The 14,136-nt window shown below is 63.7% G+C and carries 15 protein-coding genes; 6 read left to right on the top strand and 9 right to left on the bottom strand.

The genetic code is table 11. The features are described from left to right. Nucleotides 1–47 precede the first annotated feature (47 nt). Entirely contained in the window at nucleotides 48–569 is a 522-nt protein-coding gene (locus ACFOMH_RS15550) for a hypothetical protein (RefSeq protein ID WP_377745611.1), read from the bottom strand. A 200-nt stretch (nucleotides 570–769) separates the two neighbouring features. Here ACFOMH_RS15550 and ACFOMH_RS15545 point away from each other — a divergent pair, with 200 nt between their 5' ends. The 3 genes from ACFOMH_RS15545 to gluQRS all read left to right on the top strand — a co-directional run bounded on the left by ACFOMH_RS15545 (nucleotide 770) and on the right by gluQRS (nucleotide 3,738). Then, nucleotides 770–1,393 carry a 50S ribosomal protein L25/general stress protein Ctc gene (locus tag ACFOMH_RS15545; protein ID WP_374426569.1) on the top strand — a complete coding sequence of 208 codons (624 nt, stop codon included), beginning with the start codon at nucleotides 770–772 and terminating at the stop codon, nucleotides 1,391–1,393. Between the two features lie 159 nt (nucleotides 1,394–1,552). Continuing rightward, nucleotides 1,553–2,896, top strand: coding sequence for a methylenetetrahydrofolate--tRNA-(uracil(54)-C(5))-methyltransferase (FADH(2)-oxidizing) TrmFO (trmFO, locus tag ACFOMH_RS15540; RefSeq protein WP_377745608.1), 1,344 nt, complete (start codon nucleotides 1,553–1,555; stop codon nucleotides 2,894–2,896). Further along, a complete protein-coding gene (gluQRS, locus tag ACFOMH_RS15535; RefSeq protein WP_377745606.1) occupies nucleotides 2,893–3,738 on the top strand; it encodes a tRNA glutamyl-Q(34) synthetase GluQRS in 846 nt (281 codons plus the stop codon). The genes trmFO and gluQRS overlap by 4 nt, the downstream gene beginning before the upstream one ends. On the opposite strand, the gene hisI is transcribed toward gluQRS, so the two are convergent. Then, the gene (hisI, locus tag ACFOMH_RS15530) at nucleotides 3,720–4,085 is read right to left on the bottom strand and encodes a phosphoribosyl-AMP cyclohydrolase (RefSeq protein ID WP_377745604.1); all 366 of its coding nucleotides are present in this window, start codon (nucleotides 4,083–4,085) and stop codon (nucleotides 3,720–3,722) included. The genes gluQRS and hisI overlap by 19 nt on opposite strands. A gap of 60 nt (nucleotides 4,086–4,145) precedes the next feature. On the opposite strand from hisI, the gene ACFOMH_RS15525 reads away from it, so the two are divergent. Further along, nucleotides 4,146–4,583 carry an iron-sulfur cluster assembly scaffold protein gene (locus tag ACFOMH_RS15525; protein WP_374426579.1) on the top strand — a complete coding sequence of 146 codons (438 nt, stop codon included), beginning with the start codon at nucleotides 4,146–4,148 and terminating at the stop codon, nucleotides 4,581–4,583. 315 nt (nucleotides 4,584–4,898) lie between these two features. On the opposite strand, the gene recG is transcribed toward ACFOMH_RS15525, so the two are convergent. The 4 genes from recG to sciP all read right to left on the bottom strand — a co-directional run bounded on the left by recG (nucleotide 4,899) and on the right by sciP (nucleotide 10,461). Further along, nucleotides 4,899–7,013 carry an ATP-dependent DNA helicase RecG gene (gene recG / locus ACFOMH_RS15520; RefSeq protein ID WP_377745601.1) on the bottom strand — a complete coding sequence of 705 codons (2,115 nt, stop codon included), beginning with the start codon at nucleotides 7,011–7,013 and terminating at the stop codon, nucleotides 4,899–4,901. Continuing rightward, nucleotides 6,989–9,280 carry an NAD-dependent DNA ligase LigA gene (ligA, locus tag ACFOMH_RS15515; protein WP_377745599.1) on the bottom strand — a complete coding sequence of 764 codons (2,292 nt, stop codon included), beginning with the start codon at nucleotides 9,278–9,280 and terminating at the stop codon, nucleotides 6,989–6,991. The genes recG and ligA overlap by 25 nt, the downstream gene beginning before the upstream one ends. 99 nt (nucleotides 9,281–9,379) lie before the next feature. Further along, on the bottom strand, nucleotides 9,380–10,096 hold the full coding sequence (gene ctrA / locus ACFOMH_RS15510; protein WP_374426588.1) for a response regulator transcription factor CtrA: 717 nt from the start codon (nucleotides 10,094–10,096) through the stop codon (nucleotides 9,380–9,382). 89 nt (nucleotides 10,097–10,185) lie between these two features. Next, nucleotides 10,186–10,461 carry a CtrA inhibitor SciP gene (sciP, locus tag ACFOMH_RS15505; protein WP_374426606.1) on the bottom strand — a complete coding sequence of 92 codons (276 nt, stop codon included), beginning with the start codon at nucleotides 10,459–10,461 and terminating at the stop codon, nucleotides 10,186–10,188. 161 nt (nucleotides 10,462–10,622) lie between these two features. Between sciP and mnmA the strand changes: the two genes are divergently transcribed. Further along, nucleotides 10,623–11,792, top strand: a complete 1,170-nt coding sequence (gene mnmA / locus ACFOMH_RS15500) for a tRNA 2-thiouridine(34) synthase MnmA (RefSeq protein WP_377745596.1) — start codon at nucleotides 10,623–10,625, stop codon at nucleotides 11,790–11,792. Between the two features lie 2 nt (nucleotides 11,793–11,794). On the opposite strand, the gene ACFOMH_RS15495 is transcribed toward mnmA, so the two are convergent. Continuing rightward, on the bottom strand, nucleotides 11,795–12,202 hold the full coding sequence (locus ACFOMH_RS15495; RefSeq protein WP_377745594.1) for a SufE family protein: 408 nt from the start codon (nucleotides 12,200–12,202) through the stop codon (nucleotides 11,795–11,797). A gap of 153 nt (nucleotides 12,203–12,355) precedes the next feature. Here ACFOMH_RS15495 and ACFOMH_RS15490 point away from each other — a divergent pair, with 153 nt between their 5' ends. After that, nucleotides 12,356–12,865 carry a hypothetical protein gene (locus tag ACFOMH_RS15490; protein WP_377745592.1) on the top strand — a complete coding sequence of 170 codons (510 nt, stop codon included), beginning with the start codon at nucleotides 12,356–12,358 and terminating at the stop codon, nucleotides 12,863–12,865. Between the two features lie 338 nt (nucleotides 12,866–13,203). On the opposite strand, the gene ACFOMH_RS15485 is transcribed toward ACFOMH_RS15490, so the two are convergent. Beyond that, the gene (locus ACFOMH_RS15485) at nucleotides 13,204–13,752 is read right to left on the bottom strand and encodes a GNAT family N-acetyltransferase (protein WP_374426119.1); all 549 of its coding nucleotides are present in this window, start codon (nucleotides 13,750–13,752) and stop codon (nucleotides 13,204–13,206) included. Nucleotides 13,753–13,863: 111 nt separating this feature from the next. Continuing rightward, entirely contained in the window at nucleotides 13,864–14,136 is a 273-nt protein-coding gene (gene rpmA, locus ACFOMH_RS15480) for a 50S ribosomal protein L27 (protein WP_374426118.1), read from the bottom strand.

The raw sequence follows: 14,136 nt of genomic DNA, 5'->3' as shown, positions 1-14,136 counted from the left end.
ACGACAGACACCGCTCGGGGCGAAAAACGCTTGCCCAGCGAGCAAAATCAGGCGATCTTGAAGTCAAGCGGCAGGCCACTTGGAGAATGTCGGTTGACATATTCCATCGCAATCCCGGCCAGCGCGCAAAACGCCGCGGCCGCGATCAGCACCGGAACCTCAAGCTGATAGGAAATCAGATGCGAAAGCCGGCGCAGCGCCAGCAATAAAAACCCCGCGACCAGAATACCGGCCATGAACCAAAGGTGATAATAGCCCAGCAGCAGCGTCTTGATCAGCGAGGTCAGCCCATTCACCTCGTTCAGCCAGAAGGGCACATAGATCAGCATCCAGAACATATAAAGGCCAAGCACGCGGTAAAGCCATCGTACCCCTGCCCCGCGCATGGCCGCCGAATGCAGGAAATACCCGGCCATGATGCAGAATGCCGGCACCATGACCCGCATGGCCCCGTTTCCGATCGCAAAGACCAGCGCGGACATGTGCGATTGCAACCAATAGGTGTGGCCAAACGCCACCAGAACGGCCAGAAGCAGCTTCAAATAATCCAGAGAATGAATACGATACAATATATGCCCCCCGGCCCCCGCGCCTTTCGGATCAGGTTTGCACCGGGTTTGCTATCTCCGAAGTTGTATCGCAACTGTATATTTGGACAGTTTCGCGCAGTTTTTTCCCCTTCACATTCTCCGCCCCCCGCGTTATAGGCGCGGCTTCGGCCATGCACCCTTGGAGGATGGCCGCGAACCGTTAACAAAGGAATACGAACATGGCCAAAGAGATCCCGGATCTGGTGGCCGAGGCACGCGCGGGGACAGGCAAGGGGGCCGCCCGCCAAGCTCGCCGCGAAGGCAAGGTGCCCGGCATCGTTTATGGCGACGGCAAAGAGCCCGCGCCCATTCAGATCGAATTCAACTCGCTGCTGACCAAGCTGCGCGCCGGTCGCTTCATGTCCACGCTGTGGAACCTGAAGGTCGACGGTCAGGACGACGTTCGCGTCATCTGCCGCGGCGTTCAGCGTGACGTGGTCAAGGACCTGCCGACGCATATCGACCTGATGCGCCTGCACCGCAACACCCGGGTGAACCTGTTCATCCATGTGACCTTCGAAAACCACGAAAAGGCCCCCGGGCTGAAGCGTGGCGGCACGCTGGTCGTGGTGCGCCCCGAGGTCGAGCTGGTCGTGACCGCCTCGGACATTCCCGATCACATCACCGTCGATCTGACCGGCCGTGAGATCGGCGATTCGATCCATATCAACGATGTCGTGCTGCCCAATGGCGTCAAGCCGACCATCGACCGCAACTTCGTCATCGCGAACATCGCCGCGCCTTCGGGCCTGCGTTCGTCCGACAACGAAGAAGCCAGCGCCGAGGCCGCGGCCGAGGAATAATCGGCCCGCCGGCATCGCCCGGACCAAAGACGGGGCGGCATCCGGACGGGTGCCGCCTTTTTTCATTGCCGCTTGCGCCTTGCTGCCCGGCGCGGGCATTGCTATTTGCGCAGCCTGCCCCCGTTTCGCGGGCGCGCCCGAACAGAACAGGCCGAACAGATGACCGATCCGATCCATATCATCGGCGCCGGCCTTGCCGGATCCGAGGCCGCCTGGCAGATCGCCCGCGCGGGTGTGCCGGTGGTGCTGCACGAGATGCGCCCCCAGGTCGAAACCTTCGCCCATCGCACCGGCGATTGCGCCGAGATGGTCTGTTCGAACAGTTTCCGCTCGGATGACGATCAGATGAATGCCGTTGGCCAGCTGCATTGGGAAATGCGCGCGGCGGATGGCTTGATCATGGCCATGGCCGACCGTCACCGCCTGCCGGCCGGCGGCGCGCTGGCCGTGGATCGCGACGCATTTTCGCAGGCGGTGACCCAGGCGTTGCAAAGCGAACCGCTGATCCGTTTTGCCCCGGGCGAGGTGCGCGACCTGCCCGACGATGGGCGCTGGATCGTGGCGACCGGGCCGCTGACCTCTGAATCGCTGGGGCACTCGATCCTGTCGGCCACCGGCGAGGGGTCGCTTGCCTTTTTCGACGCCATCGCCCCCATCGTCCATGCCGATACCATCGACATGTCGATCTGCTGGCTGCAAAGCCGCTATGACAAGGGCGAGACCGAGGCAGAGCGCACCGCCTATATCAACTGTCCGATGACGCGCGCCGATTACGAAGGTTTCATCGACGCGCTGCTGGCCGCCGACAAGACCGAGTTCCACGAGGGTGAAACAGCAGGCTATTTCGACGGCTGCCTGCCCATTGAGGTCATGGCCGAACGTGGCCGCGAAACCCTGCGCCACGGCCCGATGAAGCCCGTCGGCCTGACCAATGCCCATAATCCGGCCGAAAAGCCCTATGCAGTGGTCCAGCTGCGCCGCGACAACGCGCTCGGCACGCTCTATAATATCGTGGGCTTTCAGACCAAGATGAAATATGGCGCGCAAACCGATGTTTTCAGACGCATTCCCGGGTTGCAGAATGCCAGCTTTGCGCGGCTGGGCGGTATTCATCGCAACACATTCCTGAACTCTCCGCGGCTGATCGACGACCGGCTGCGGCTGCGCGCGCGGCCGAATCTGCGCTTTGCCGGTCAGGTCACCGGGGTCGAAGGCTATGTCGAAAGCGCCGCCATGGGTCTTTTGGCCGGCCGGATGGCCGCCGCCGAGGCGCTTGGCCGCGACCTCGCGCCGCCGCCCGTCACCACCTCGATGGGGGCGCTGGTCAATCATATCACCGGCGGCGCGGATGCGAAAACCTTTCAGCCGATGAACGTGAATTTCGGCCTTTATCCGCCGCTCGACGAGATGCGCGGCGGCCGCAAAGGGCGCAAGGATCGCTATCCGGCCTATACAGACCGCGCGAAAGCCGATTTCAACCAATGGCTTGCGGGGCACAATTGAACCGGACACGGTTTGCCCCCTCGCCGACCGGCCCCCTGCATCTGGGCCACGCTTTCGCGGCGCTGACCGCCGCCCGCCTGGCCGATCCCGGTCAGTTCCTGCTCAGGATCGAGGATATCGATCAAAGCCGCTGTCGCCCGGAATATGAGGCGATGATCGCCGAGGATCTGCACTGGCTGGGCCTTGACTGGCCGCAGTCGGTCCTGCGTCAATCCGAACGCCTGCCCGCCTATCAGGCCGCGCTGGATCGACTTTCTGCGCTGGATCTGATCTATCCCTGCCAATGTCGTCGCGCCGATATCCGCGCCGCACTTTCCGCCCCGCAAGAGGGCGCGGCACCCGTCATTGGCCCGGACGGTCCGGTCTATCCGGGCATCTGCCGCCACCGCCGCATGTCCGATGCCACCCCGGGCGATGCCATCCGCCTGAACGTCGCCCGTGCGCTCGATCACCTGAAGGTGGACGAGATCGCCTTTTGCGACGAAAACATCGCCCCGGGCCATCCCTATCGCCTGACAACCCCCGATATTATCGACGGTATCGGTGACGTCGTTCTGGCCCGGCGTGGCATGGGCAGCAGCTATCATCTTTCGGTGGTGGTGGATGATGCGGCGCAAGGGATCACATTGGTCACGCGTGGAAAAGACCTTTTGGATTCAACGTATATCCACATCATTCTTCAAAAACTTCTGGGGTTTTCCACGCCGCGCTATCACCACCACCGGCTGATCCGCGACGAGGCCGGAAAACGCCTCGCCAAACGCGACGACGCCCGCGCCCTGCGCCTTTATCGTGCCGAGGGCGCGAGCCCCGCCGATATCCGTCAGATGCTCGGGTTTTGAGGTTCCATGATGATGACCTCATCCCCCTCGCGCAGCGCCGTATAGAAACAACTGCGCCGGTTGGTGTGACAGGCCGGACCGGCCTGATCGACCAAAAGCAACAGGCAATCGCGATCGCAATCGACCCGCATCTCGATCAGCTTTTGGATATGCCCCGAAGTCTCGCCCTTGATCCAGAATGAACTACGCGATCTTGACCAATAGGTTACGCGGGATGTTTCAAGCGTTTTCTGGATAGATTCATTGTTCATCCAGGCCATCATCAAGACCTCGCCCGTCAAATGATCCTGTGCGATGGCGGGAATAAGACCATTCGCATCGTATTTAAGGCTGGCGGGATCGAACATCGACTTTCCTTTCGGTTTGGCGACACCTATCTAAGCCACGGTAGCCCGGGGGGAAAGATCATGTCCGACACCGATCTGATGCAGCTTTATTCGCGGCGCATCCTGGCCCTGGCCACCGACATCCCGCATCTGGGCAAGATTGACGGCGCCACCGGCAGCGCGCACAAGCGTTCGCCGCAATGCGGGTCCTCGGTCACCGCGCATGTGGTGATGCGGGACGGCCATATCGCCGATTTCGGACAAGAGGTGCGGGCCTGCGCGCTGGGACAGGCCTCGGCCGGGGTGCTGGGCGCCGTCGCGCTGGGACGTTCGCGGGACGAGATCGCGCGCGCCCGCGATGAATTGCAGGCCATGCTGAAAACCGAGGCACCGGTTCCTGCGGCCCCTTTCGACGGGCTTGAAGCGCTGCTTCCGGCACGGGAGTTTCCCAATCGCCATGCCTCGATCCTGCTGGCATGGGAGGCGCTTTTGGGCGCCATCGACGCCTCGCCGGCCTGATTGCCGCCCACCCTTAATGAAAAAGCCGGCCCATCGGGGCCGGCAGTTGCGCGCATGATCGTCCGAGGGAAGGAATGACGCCTCCAGGCGAGAAGGCGGGCCATAGCGCGGGGCAGTAAGGGACAGAAATTCGGGCTCAGGCCGCCAGGATCGACGGCAGCGAGAACAGGATGATGGCGGTCACCGAGATCGCGACGGTGCCGATCAGGTCGGAAAGAACTTCACGAGTCATTGGGCGTCTCCACGGTATGTTTATACTTTGTTCTCACATTGACCCGATGAAGTAAAGAACTTTTTAGGAACATTTAACGAATATTACCCGGCCGAGATCAACCGGATCGCCCGGTCCTGTTCCATCAGCCACAAGAGCAGCCGAACGGCGCGGCCGCGTTCGCTTTCCATCGTGGGATCGCGTTCCAGAAATGCCTGCGCATCCTTGCGCGCAACCGCCATCAGCCCGGCTTGCCGTTCCAGATCGGCGATGCGAAAGCGTGGCAGGCCGGATTGCGCGGTGCCGATCACATCGCCGGCGCCGCGCATCTCAAGATCCTCTTCGGCGATGCGGAACCCGTCTTCGGTTTCGCGCAGGATGGACAGGCGCCGGCGGCCGGTTTCGGACAGCGGCTCGTGATACATCAGCACACAGCTCGACGCCCCCGTACCCCGTCCCACACGACCGCGCAGCTGGTGCAACTGTGCCAGACCAAAGCTTTCGGCGCGCTCGATGACCATGATCGTGGCTTCGGGAACATCGACGCCGACCTCGATCACCGTGGTCGCCACCAGAATCCGCGCGCGCCCGGCGGCGAAATCGGCCATCGCCGCGTCCCGTTGATCGGCCGGCATCTGGCCATGGACCAGCCGCACCTCATCCCCGAACCGGGCGCGCAATTCCTGAAACCGCGCCTCGGCGGCGGTCAGATCGATGGCCTCGCTTTCCTCGACCAGGGGACAGACCCAATAGGCGCGCGCCCCGCCCGCCAGCGCCCGGTCCAGATGCTCGACCACCTCGGCCATGCGGGTATCGGCGATCACCGTGGTACGGATAGGCTGTCGGCCCGCCGGCTTTTCGTCCAGCACCGACAGATCCATATCGCCGAATTGCGACAGTGCCAGCGAGCGCGGGATCGGCGTCGCGGTCATGACCAGCATGTCGGGCGGCAGATGCGCGCCCTTGGTGCCCAGCTCCATCCGCTGATTGACGCCAAAGCGGTGCTGTTCGTCGATAATGGCCAGACGCAGGTCGTGAAATTCGACGGTTTTCTGGATCACGGCATGGGTGCCGACCAGAATGTCGATCCGCCCTTCGGCCAGATCGGTCAGGATATTGGCGCGGGCATCGCCCTTGTCGCGCCCGGTCAGCACCTCAAGCCGGATGCCGGCCAGCCGGGCCAGCGGCTCAAGCGCGCGGAAATGCTGGCGGGCCAGAATTTCGGTCGGGGCCATCAACACGCCCTGCCCGCCCGCTTCGACCGCGACAAGCAGCGCAAGAAAGGCAACCAGCGTCTTGCCCGCGCCGACATCGCCCTGTAACAGCCGGTTCATCCGGCGCGGCGCGGCCATATCGGCGGCGATTTCATCGACCGCGCGCCGCTGCGCCCCGGTCGGTGGCCAGGGCAGCCCGGCCAGAACACGCGCGCGCAGGCCCCCGTCGCCATGGCTTTGCAAGCCCGCCTGCCGCCGCCGGTCGCGTCGCAAAAGCGCCAGCGTCATCTGATGGGCGAAAAGCTCATCATAGGCCAGCCGCGCCCGGGCCGGGTCGGTCGGGGACAGATCCTGCGCCCCCCGTGGCGCATGCGCGCGGCTCAGCGCCGTGGACCAATCCGGCCAACCCTCGCGCGCAAGAACCGAGGCGTCGATCCATTCGGCCACTTCGGGCAGGCGCGTCATCGCGGCCGCAACCGCCTTTTGCACAACCCCTTGGGTCAGCCGCCCCGAAAGCGGATAGACCGGCTCAAACTCGGCGGGCGGCGGCGCGTTTTCGGCGCCGATATGGTCGGGATGCACCATCTGCGCCATGCCGTCGAACAGTTCGATCTTGCCCGAGACAATGCGCCGGCCGCCGATGGGCAGCTGCGCCTCGATCCAGTCGCGGCGGGGATGAAAGAACACGATCTGAAGGTCGGACGCCCCGTTCGTGCAATGCACCCGCCATGGCCGGCCCTTGGTCCCGGGCGGATTGTGGCGCAGGACCGTGATCGCGACGGTCACGATTTCGGGTGGTCGCGCTTCGGCCAGATCCGCGATCGGGCGGCGGCGCAACCCGGAATGCGGCAGGGTCAGGATCAGGTCACGCAGACGGGTAACACCCATCTGGGCGAATGCTTCGGCCGCGCGCGGACCGACCCCGGACAGCGTCTCGACCCCGGCAAACAGCGGGAACAGGACCGGTGGCCGGCCCGGCGTCATCCTTGGGCCAGGATCAGCCATTGATCCTCATCGATCACCTCAATGCCCAGTTCCGTCGCTTTGCGGGCCTTGGATCCGGCACCGGGACCCGCGATCAAGAGATCGGTCTTGGCGGAAACCGACCCCGCCACCTTGGCCCCCAGCGCCTCGGCCCGGGCCTTGGCCTCGGCCCGGGTCATCTTTTCCAGCGTGCCGGTAAAGACCAGCGTCTTGCCGGCGATGGCGCTGTCGGTGGCGCGCGCCTTGGGCGGCAGCGGTGTCAGGAATTGCATCAAGCGGTCGATGGCCGCGCGCTCGCGATCATTGGCAAAAGCGTCAGAGAGCGACATCGCCATGACCGGACCGATGCCATCGGTTGCAATCAGATCCGTCCAGGCCGTCATGGCATTCGCGGGGGGATCGTCCTTGGCAATGGCTGCGGCGCGGGCCTCGGCAATGCGGGCGCGACGGCCCTGTTGCGCGGCCAGGGCGCGTTCTGCAAGCGCCGCCTCATCGGCGCGGCGATGCGCCAGGGCGGCCGGACGCGCCAGATCCAGTGCGGCGGTCAGCGCCTGCCAACTGCCGTAATGGCGCGCCAGATCCTGTGCCGCGACCTCGCCCAGATGCAGGATGCCCAATGCGAAAAGCAAACGCTCCAACGGGATTTCACGCCGTTTTTCAATCGCCTGGAACAGCGCATTGGCGCTTTTTTCACCCCAGCCGTCGCGGTTTTTCAGCTGTCGGGGCTGGCCGGGGCCAAAGCGATCCCGCAGGGTAAAGATATCCGCCGGTTCGGTGATCCAGCCGTCGCGAAACAGCTCATCGACCAGTTTCGCGCCAAGCCCCTCGATATCAAAGGCCGCGCGGGACACGAAATGGCGCAGCTTTTCGACCGCCTGCGCCGGACAGATCAGCCCCCCCGTACAGCGCCGGACCGAGTCGCCCTCATCCCGGATCGCCGGCGAGCCGCATTCCGGGCAGGTCACCGGGAAAAGATAAGGCCGCGCATCGTCCGGCCGCTTGTCCAGATCGACATCGGCGACCTTGGGAATGACGTCGCCCGCGCGATAGACCTCGACCCAGTCGCCGACGCGGATGTCCTTGCCGCCGCGAATGTCCTGGCCGTCGCCGCCGCGACCGGCGATGTAATCTTCGTTGTGCAGCGTCGCGTTCGAAACGACGACCCCACCCACCGTCACCGGATGCAGCCGCGCCACCGGGCTAAGCGCGCCGGTCCGGCCGACCTGAATGTCGATTGCCTCAAGCCGGGTCCAGGCGCGCTCGGCGGGAAATTTGTGTGCCAGCGCCCATCGCGGCGTGGTCGAACGCATGCCCAGACGCGCCTGATAGGCCAGATCGTTGACCTTATAGACCACGCCATCGATGTCATAGCCCAGCGTCGAACGCATCTGTTCGATCTGTGACCAGGCCGCAAGCATTTCGGGAACCGAGGCGCATAACCGGGTCAGCGGATTGATCTGAAAGCCCATCGCGCCCATCCGCTCGACCGCCCGCATCTGGGTGGCGGCCAAGGGCGCGCTGGTTTCCCCCCAGGCATAGGCAAAAAAGCGCAAGGGGCGCGCGGCCGTGATGGCCGCATCCAGCTGTCGCAGCGATCCAGCGGCGGCATTTCGCGGATTGGCAAAAACCCGGCCGCTGTCGGATTGGTTGAGCTGTGCGAAATCCTCATGCGACATGTAAACTTCGCCGCGAATTTCCAGAACATCGGGCAGGTCGGAGCCGGTCAGTTGCTGGGGAATGTCGCGGATGGTGCGGGCATTGGCGGTGACATTCTCGCCAATCGCCCCATCACCGCGCGTCAATGCCTGAACCAGTTCGCCCCGTTCATAGCGCAGCGACAAGGACAGCCCGTCGATCTTGGGTTCGGCCGTGAAGTCCAGCGGCGCCGACACCGGCAGATTCAGGAAATTCCGGACACGCTGCACAAATGCCTCGACATCGGCTTCCTGAAAGCCATTTTCCAGCGACAGCATTGGATGGCGATGCGCGACCTTGGAAAAACGCCCGTCCGGGGCGGCCCCAACCTGCTGCGTCGGGCTGTCCTCAGTGGCGAGTTCGGGAAAGCGGGCCTCGATCGCATCGAGGCGCCGCTTGCGCGCATCATATTCCGCGTCGCTGAGAAAGGGCGCGTCCTCGTTGTGATAGGCAAGGTTCGCGCGGCGGATTTCCTCGGTCAGGCGGGCGGCCTCAGCCGCCGCGGTCCGGGGATCGAGCGCATCGACCGCCAGCGATTCCACTGGCACCGATTCCGGCCCCATTCCGGATTGATCATCGTGATCCGCGGTCATCGCCCCCTCCACCATCGCTTGCCCCGCAGGGCCGTTTCCAGGTGAACGGGTGATACCGAGGTCGGTGCCGGATTGTCCAGCACCGCCCGGAAGTCGCGTTCAGGCGCGCAGCGCCATCCGTTCGGGGTTCTGCGTCTCGCGCACCGGATCGCGCAGCACATAGCCGCGTCCCCAGACGGTTTCGATATGGCTTTCGCCCCCCATCACCGCCGCGAGTTTCTTGCGCAGCTTGCAGACGAAAACGTCGATGATCTTCAGCTCGGGCTCGTCCATGCCGCCGTAAAGATGGTTCAGGAACATTTCCTTGGTCAGCGTCGTGCCCTTGCGCAGGCTGAGCAGTTCCAGGATCTGATATTCCTTGCCGGTCAGGTTGACGGGCCGCCCCTCGACCTCGACCGAGCGGGCGTCCAGATTGACGATCATCTCGCCGGTGCGGATGACCGACTGGCTGTGACCTTTCGAGCGGCGGATGATCGCCTGAATGCGGGCGATCAGTTCATCACGGTTAAAGGGCTTGGTCATGTAATCATCCGCGCCGAAACCGAATCCGCGCAGTTTGCTTTCCGTATCGTCCGAGCCGGTCAGGATCAGGATCGGCGTGTCCACCCGGGACATGCGGATCTGACGCAGAACCTCCATCCCGTGCATGTCGGGCAGGTCCAGATCCAGCAGGATCAGGTCGTAATCATAGAGCTTTGCCAGATCGATGCCTTCTTCGCCCATATCGGTGCGATAGACGTTATAGCTGGCGTGGGTCAGCATCATCTCGATGCTGCGCGCCGTGGTAGGATCATCCTCCACAAGAAGGATTCGCATGTCAGTTCCCCTTGCTAACCCGATGATGAAAGTCTTGGCAGCAAATGGTTAATATCACGTTACCGGGGAATCAAATGTATAAATACATCTTAAAGTTGTCGAAATTTTTGCAATTGCGTGATTTTCAACGCATTTCGTCCGTGCTTTCGCACCGCGCTTGACCAGGTGTCGAACTCTTCCTCGGTCAGGCCATAGCGGCGAATCGCCTCGTCCCGCGTGATCAGGCCGTGATTGACCGCATCGACCACGATCGCCTTGCGGCTTGCGACCCAGCGCGTTCCGACATCGGGCAGGTCGGCAAGGCTCAGCACGCTGCCATCCGAAAGCATCACGATCCGCGGTCCATGGTTTTTCTTCAAAAACATCGGCAAGTTCCCGTCTTTCTTGCCTAGTTTCTGTCACAGAGTTCTTAAGCCGAGGTGAAGCGCGGCGCCAAAAAGCCCGTCCTCCCCTTGAGAATTGGCGATTTTTTCCTATAAATGTCATGAAATGCAGCGGCCGGACGCGGACCGCGAAAGGACGATCCATGACAATGCCAGGAACCGATCTGCGCAAGGCGGCCCAGGATATGCCGATGAATTCGCTGGGCTTTCGCAAGCCCCCGGCGCAGACGCGCGTGGTTGTCGCCATGTCGGGCGGCGTCGACAGTTCGGTCGTGGCGGCGATGCTGGCATCGCAGGGGTATGACGTGATCGGCGTGACCTTGCAGCTTTATGATCACGGCGCGGCCCTGGCCAAAAAGGGCGCCTGCTGCGCCGGTCAGGATATTCATGACGCCCGCCGTGTTGCCGAACGCGTCGGATTTCCACATTATGTCCTTGATTACGAAAACAAGTTCCGCGAATCCGTGATCGAGGAATTCGCCGATGCCTATCTGGCCGGCGCCACCCCGGTGCCCTGTATCCGCTGCAATGAGCGGGTGAAATTCCGCGATCTGCTGCAAACCGCGCGTGAACTGGATGCCGATTGCATGGCCACCGGGCATTACATCCGCCGCCTTGATGGCCCCGAGCGGGCCGAATTGCACATGGCCGCCGATGTGGCCCGCGACCAAAGCTATTTCCTGTTTTCAACCACGCAGGAACAGCTGGATTTCCTGCGCTTTCCGCTGGGCGGACTGGCCAGCAAGGCCGAAACCCGGGCGCTGGCCGCGCAATACGGGCTGGCGGTTGCCGACAAACCGGATAGTCAGGACATCTGTTTCGTGCCCGACGGCAATTATGCCAGCGTGATCGAAAAGCTGCGCCCCGGCGCCGCCGATCCCGGCGAGATCGTCGATATGGACGGCAATGTCCTGGGTCAGCATCGCGGCGTGATCCATTACACCATCGGACAGCGGCGCGGGCTGGGCATTGGCGGGCTGGGCGATCCGCTTTACGTCGTCCGGCTTGACCCCGAAACGCGGCGGGTGATCGTCGGCCCCAAACAGGCGCTGGCCACCAAGACCGTCCCCGTGACCGAGGTGAACTGGCTCGGCGACATGCCGTTTTCCGGTGAAATCGCCATTCAGGCCCGGATCCGGTCGACCCGGCCGCCGCGCCCGGCGATCCTGCGCGTGACCGGCCCCGGCCGCGCCGAGGTCGAGCTGCTTGCCCCCGAAGAAGGCGTCAGCCCCGGTCAGGCCTGCGTCTTTTACGCGACCGAAGGCACGCGGGTTCTGGGCGGCGGCTGGATCGCCCATCGCCGCGGCGGCTGAATTCAGGCCGAGGCCGCCAACAGCCGGATCCGTTCCACCATGGCGCGCAGCCCGTTGGATCGCTGCGCCGAAAGGTGATCCTGCAAGCCCAGCCGGCCCAGTTCCTGCGGCGCGTCGATGGCGGCGATCCTGGCCACCGGGACGCCGGCATAAAGCGCATGCAGAATGGCGATCAGCCCGCGCACGATCAGCGCGTCGCTATCCCCTTCAAAATCGAAACGACCGTCTTCGATGCGGGGCATGATCCAGACCTGACTGGCGCAGCCCTCGACCTTGGTGGCCGGCACCTGCAATTCGGGGGCCATGGCCGGCATCGCCTTGCCCAGTTCGATGACATGGCGATAGCGGTCCTCCCAATCGTCGAGGAAGTCGAAGGTTTCGGCGATCTCTTCAAAGGCGGGGGTGGCCATGGGGGTCCTTTCGCATCGATGCCCAGTCCGGGCAGGGATCCGGCGGGCGGTCTTTGGGATAACCCGGCCGGCGCGCAAGGTCAAAGAGGCTTTCGCGCCCGCCCGGTTTGGCCTATCACTGCCGCAGCAACAAGGGAAACAGGGACAGTCCTCATGCGGATCAGAACATTGGCCTCGATTGGCTGCGCCATGCTTGTACTGGCCGGTTGCAGCCGCGTGTCGGACAGTCAATGGAACCCGCTGGGCTGGTTCGGCGGCGGATCATCGGAACCGACGACGCTTGCCCCCGAGGGCGGCTATCCGACCGCCTCGCAGGATGGCCGCCAGCCTCTGGCGCGCGTCATCAGCGCGAAATGGGAGCCGCTTTACGAGGGGCGCCTTTTGACCGTGACCGGGCTGGCCGCGACAAAGGGCTGGTGGGATGTCGAGCTGATCCCCGAGGTGGCGATGCCCCGCGGCCGCATCCGCGCCGATGAGAACGGCGTCTTGCGCTTGCGGCTGGTCGGCACCCCGCCCAATCCCGAGACATTCGCCGCCGCCAATGCGGCCAATCCCACCAGCGACACCATCACCGTCGGCATGACGCTTTCGACCGCCGCGATGAGCAATCTGCGCGAGGTGGTGATTTCGGGTGCGGGCAACGCCATCAGCCTGCGCCCCTGAAACCGGTCCTGGCCAGGGGGCGTGGCGGGGTAAGCTTGGCGCAAGACCGCATCTGACATGGACGGGCGCGCCATCGCGATGATATCGCTGCGCATCCGTTGGATATTGTCTGAGCTGTTCAAGACGACCGTTCCAGCCGCCAATCCGGGGCGCGGAACGGTATACGGTCATGCCCGCCCCAAAGCCGCGACGATCACGGGGACAGCGCAAGCCCAGAGAAAGGCCCGGTCGGACCAACCTTTCCCCCTGAAGCCCCCGATTGCGGGGCGGCAAGCGCCGGCTTTCGCCGCAATAAGGCGGTAAAGGGCGCCGGCAAGGCACCCTTTACAATCGCCCCATCACCCCATCTTGCGCAGATAGGTCCAGGTCGGCACCCGCGCATCCCGCGCCACCGACCAGCTTTCCGCATCACCCAGATACTCGAAACCGCAATTGGTCAGCACCCGGGCCGAGCCGGGATTGTCCTGAAACGCCTCGGCAAACAGGGTGCGCGACTTGTGGGGATTGGCCTCGACCAGCGCGGCGACCGCCTCGGTGGCAAAGCCGGTATTCCAGAACCCCGCCCCGACCCAGAAGCCCAGTTCGGACTGATCCGCCTCCATCCGGGTCAGCGAGACCACGCCCAGCAATTCGGCCAGACGATTGGCCGAGCCGTCGATGGCCCAGACATCCTCATCCCGATCCGTTGAAAGCGCGCGACGCACATAGGCCTCGGCGGCGCCGGGCGGCAGGGGATGCGGAATCGAGCGGGTCCCCTCGGCCACCCGCCGGTCGGCGGTGTAATGGGCGATCAGCCCGGCATCCGACGGCCGCAGCGGCCGCAGCAGAAAACGCTCGGTCATATGCTCGCCCTGCCGTTGCAGGTCCGAGGCAATCACTTCGACCATCTCGTCAATCTCCCCCGTCTACTCGATATCAATATGGGTGCCGCCAATGCAAACGCGAAGGGGACCGGCCTTGGCCGATCCCCCCTTTAGCACCCGAGTGTTAAAATCGGTTTACTCGGCAGCCTCGATATTGGCCGGCAGCACGGAAATATAGGTGCGGCCCTTGAGCCCCTTGCGGAAGCTCACCTGACCGTCGGTCAGCGCGAACAGGGTATGGTCGCGGCCCATGCCGACGTTCTGGCCGGCCCACCAGGTGGTGCCGCGCTGACGCACGATGATGTTACCGGCGACGGCCTGCTGACCACCATAGAGTTTCACGCCAAGACGGCGACCGGCCGAATCGCGGCCGTTGCGGGACGAACCGCCTGCTTTTTTATGTGCCAT

It is taken from the genome of Paracoccus mangrovi (assembly GCF_042648425.1).
Classification (GTDB): domain Bacteria; phylum Pseudomonadota; class Alphaproteobacteria; order Rhodobacterales; family Rhodobacteraceae; genus Paracoccus; species Paracoccus mangrovi.
The sequence above is the reverse complement of the archived record's forward strand: the minus strand, read 5'-3'. Positions and strand labels throughout refer to the sequence as shown.

What these genes read in the sequence shown, in the direction of transcription:
- ACFOMH_RS15545 (WP_374426569.1), top strand. Translation starts at nt 770, where the DNA reads ATGGCCAAAGAGATCCCGGATCTGGTGGCCGAGGCACGCGCGGGGACA.
- trmFO (WP_377745608.1), top strand. Translation starts at nt 1,553, where the DNA reads ATGACCGATCCGATCCATATCATCGGCGCCGGCCTTGCCGGATCCGAG.
- hisI (WP_377745604.1), bottom strand. Translation starts at nt 4,085, where the DNA reads ATGTTCGATCCCGCCAGCCTTAAATACGATGCGAATGGTCTTATTCCC.
- ACFOMH_RS15525 (WP_374426579.1), top strand. Translation starts at nt 4,146, where the DNA reads ATGTCCGACACCGATCTGATGCAGCTTTATTCGCGGCGCATCCTGGCC.
- recG (WP_377745601.1), bottom strand. Translation starts at nt 7,013, where the DNA reads ATGGCTGATCCTGGCCCAAGGATGACGCCGGGCCGGCCACCGGTCCTG.
- ligA (WP_377745599.1), bottom strand. Translation starts at nt 9,280, where the DNA reads ATGACCGCGGATCACGATGATCAATCCGGAATGGGGCCGGAATCGGTG.
- ctrA (WP_374426588.1), bottom strand. Translation starts at nt 10,096, where the DNA reads ATGCGAATCCTTCTTGTGGAGGATGATCCTACCACGGCGCGCAGCATC.
- sciP (WP_374426606.1), bottom strand. Translation starts at nt 10,461, where the DNA reads ATGTTTTTGAAGAAAAACCATGGACCGCGGATCGTGATGCTTTCGGAT.
- mnmA (WP_377745596.1), top strand. Translation starts at nt 10,623, where the DNA reads ATGACAATGCCAGGAACCGATCTGCGCAAGGCGGCCCAGGATATGCCG.
- ACFOMH_RS15495 (WP_377745594.1), bottom strand. Translation starts at nt 12,202, where the DNA reads ATGGCCACCCCCGCCTTTGAAGAGATCGCCGAAACCTTCGACTTCCTC.
- ACFOMH_RS15490 (WP_377745592.1), top strand. Translation starts at nt 12,356, where the DNA reads ATGCGGATCAGAACATTGGCCTCGATTGGCTGCGCCATGCTTGTACTG.
- ACFOMH_RS15485 (WP_374426119.1), bottom strand. Translation starts at nt 13,752, where the DNA reads ATGGTCGAAGTGATTGCCTCGGACCTGCAACGGCAGGGCGAGCATATG.
- rpmA (WP_374426118.1), bottom strand. Translation starts at nt 14,136, where the DNA reads ATGGCACATAAAAAAGCAGGCGGTTCGTCCCGCAACGGCCGCGATTCG.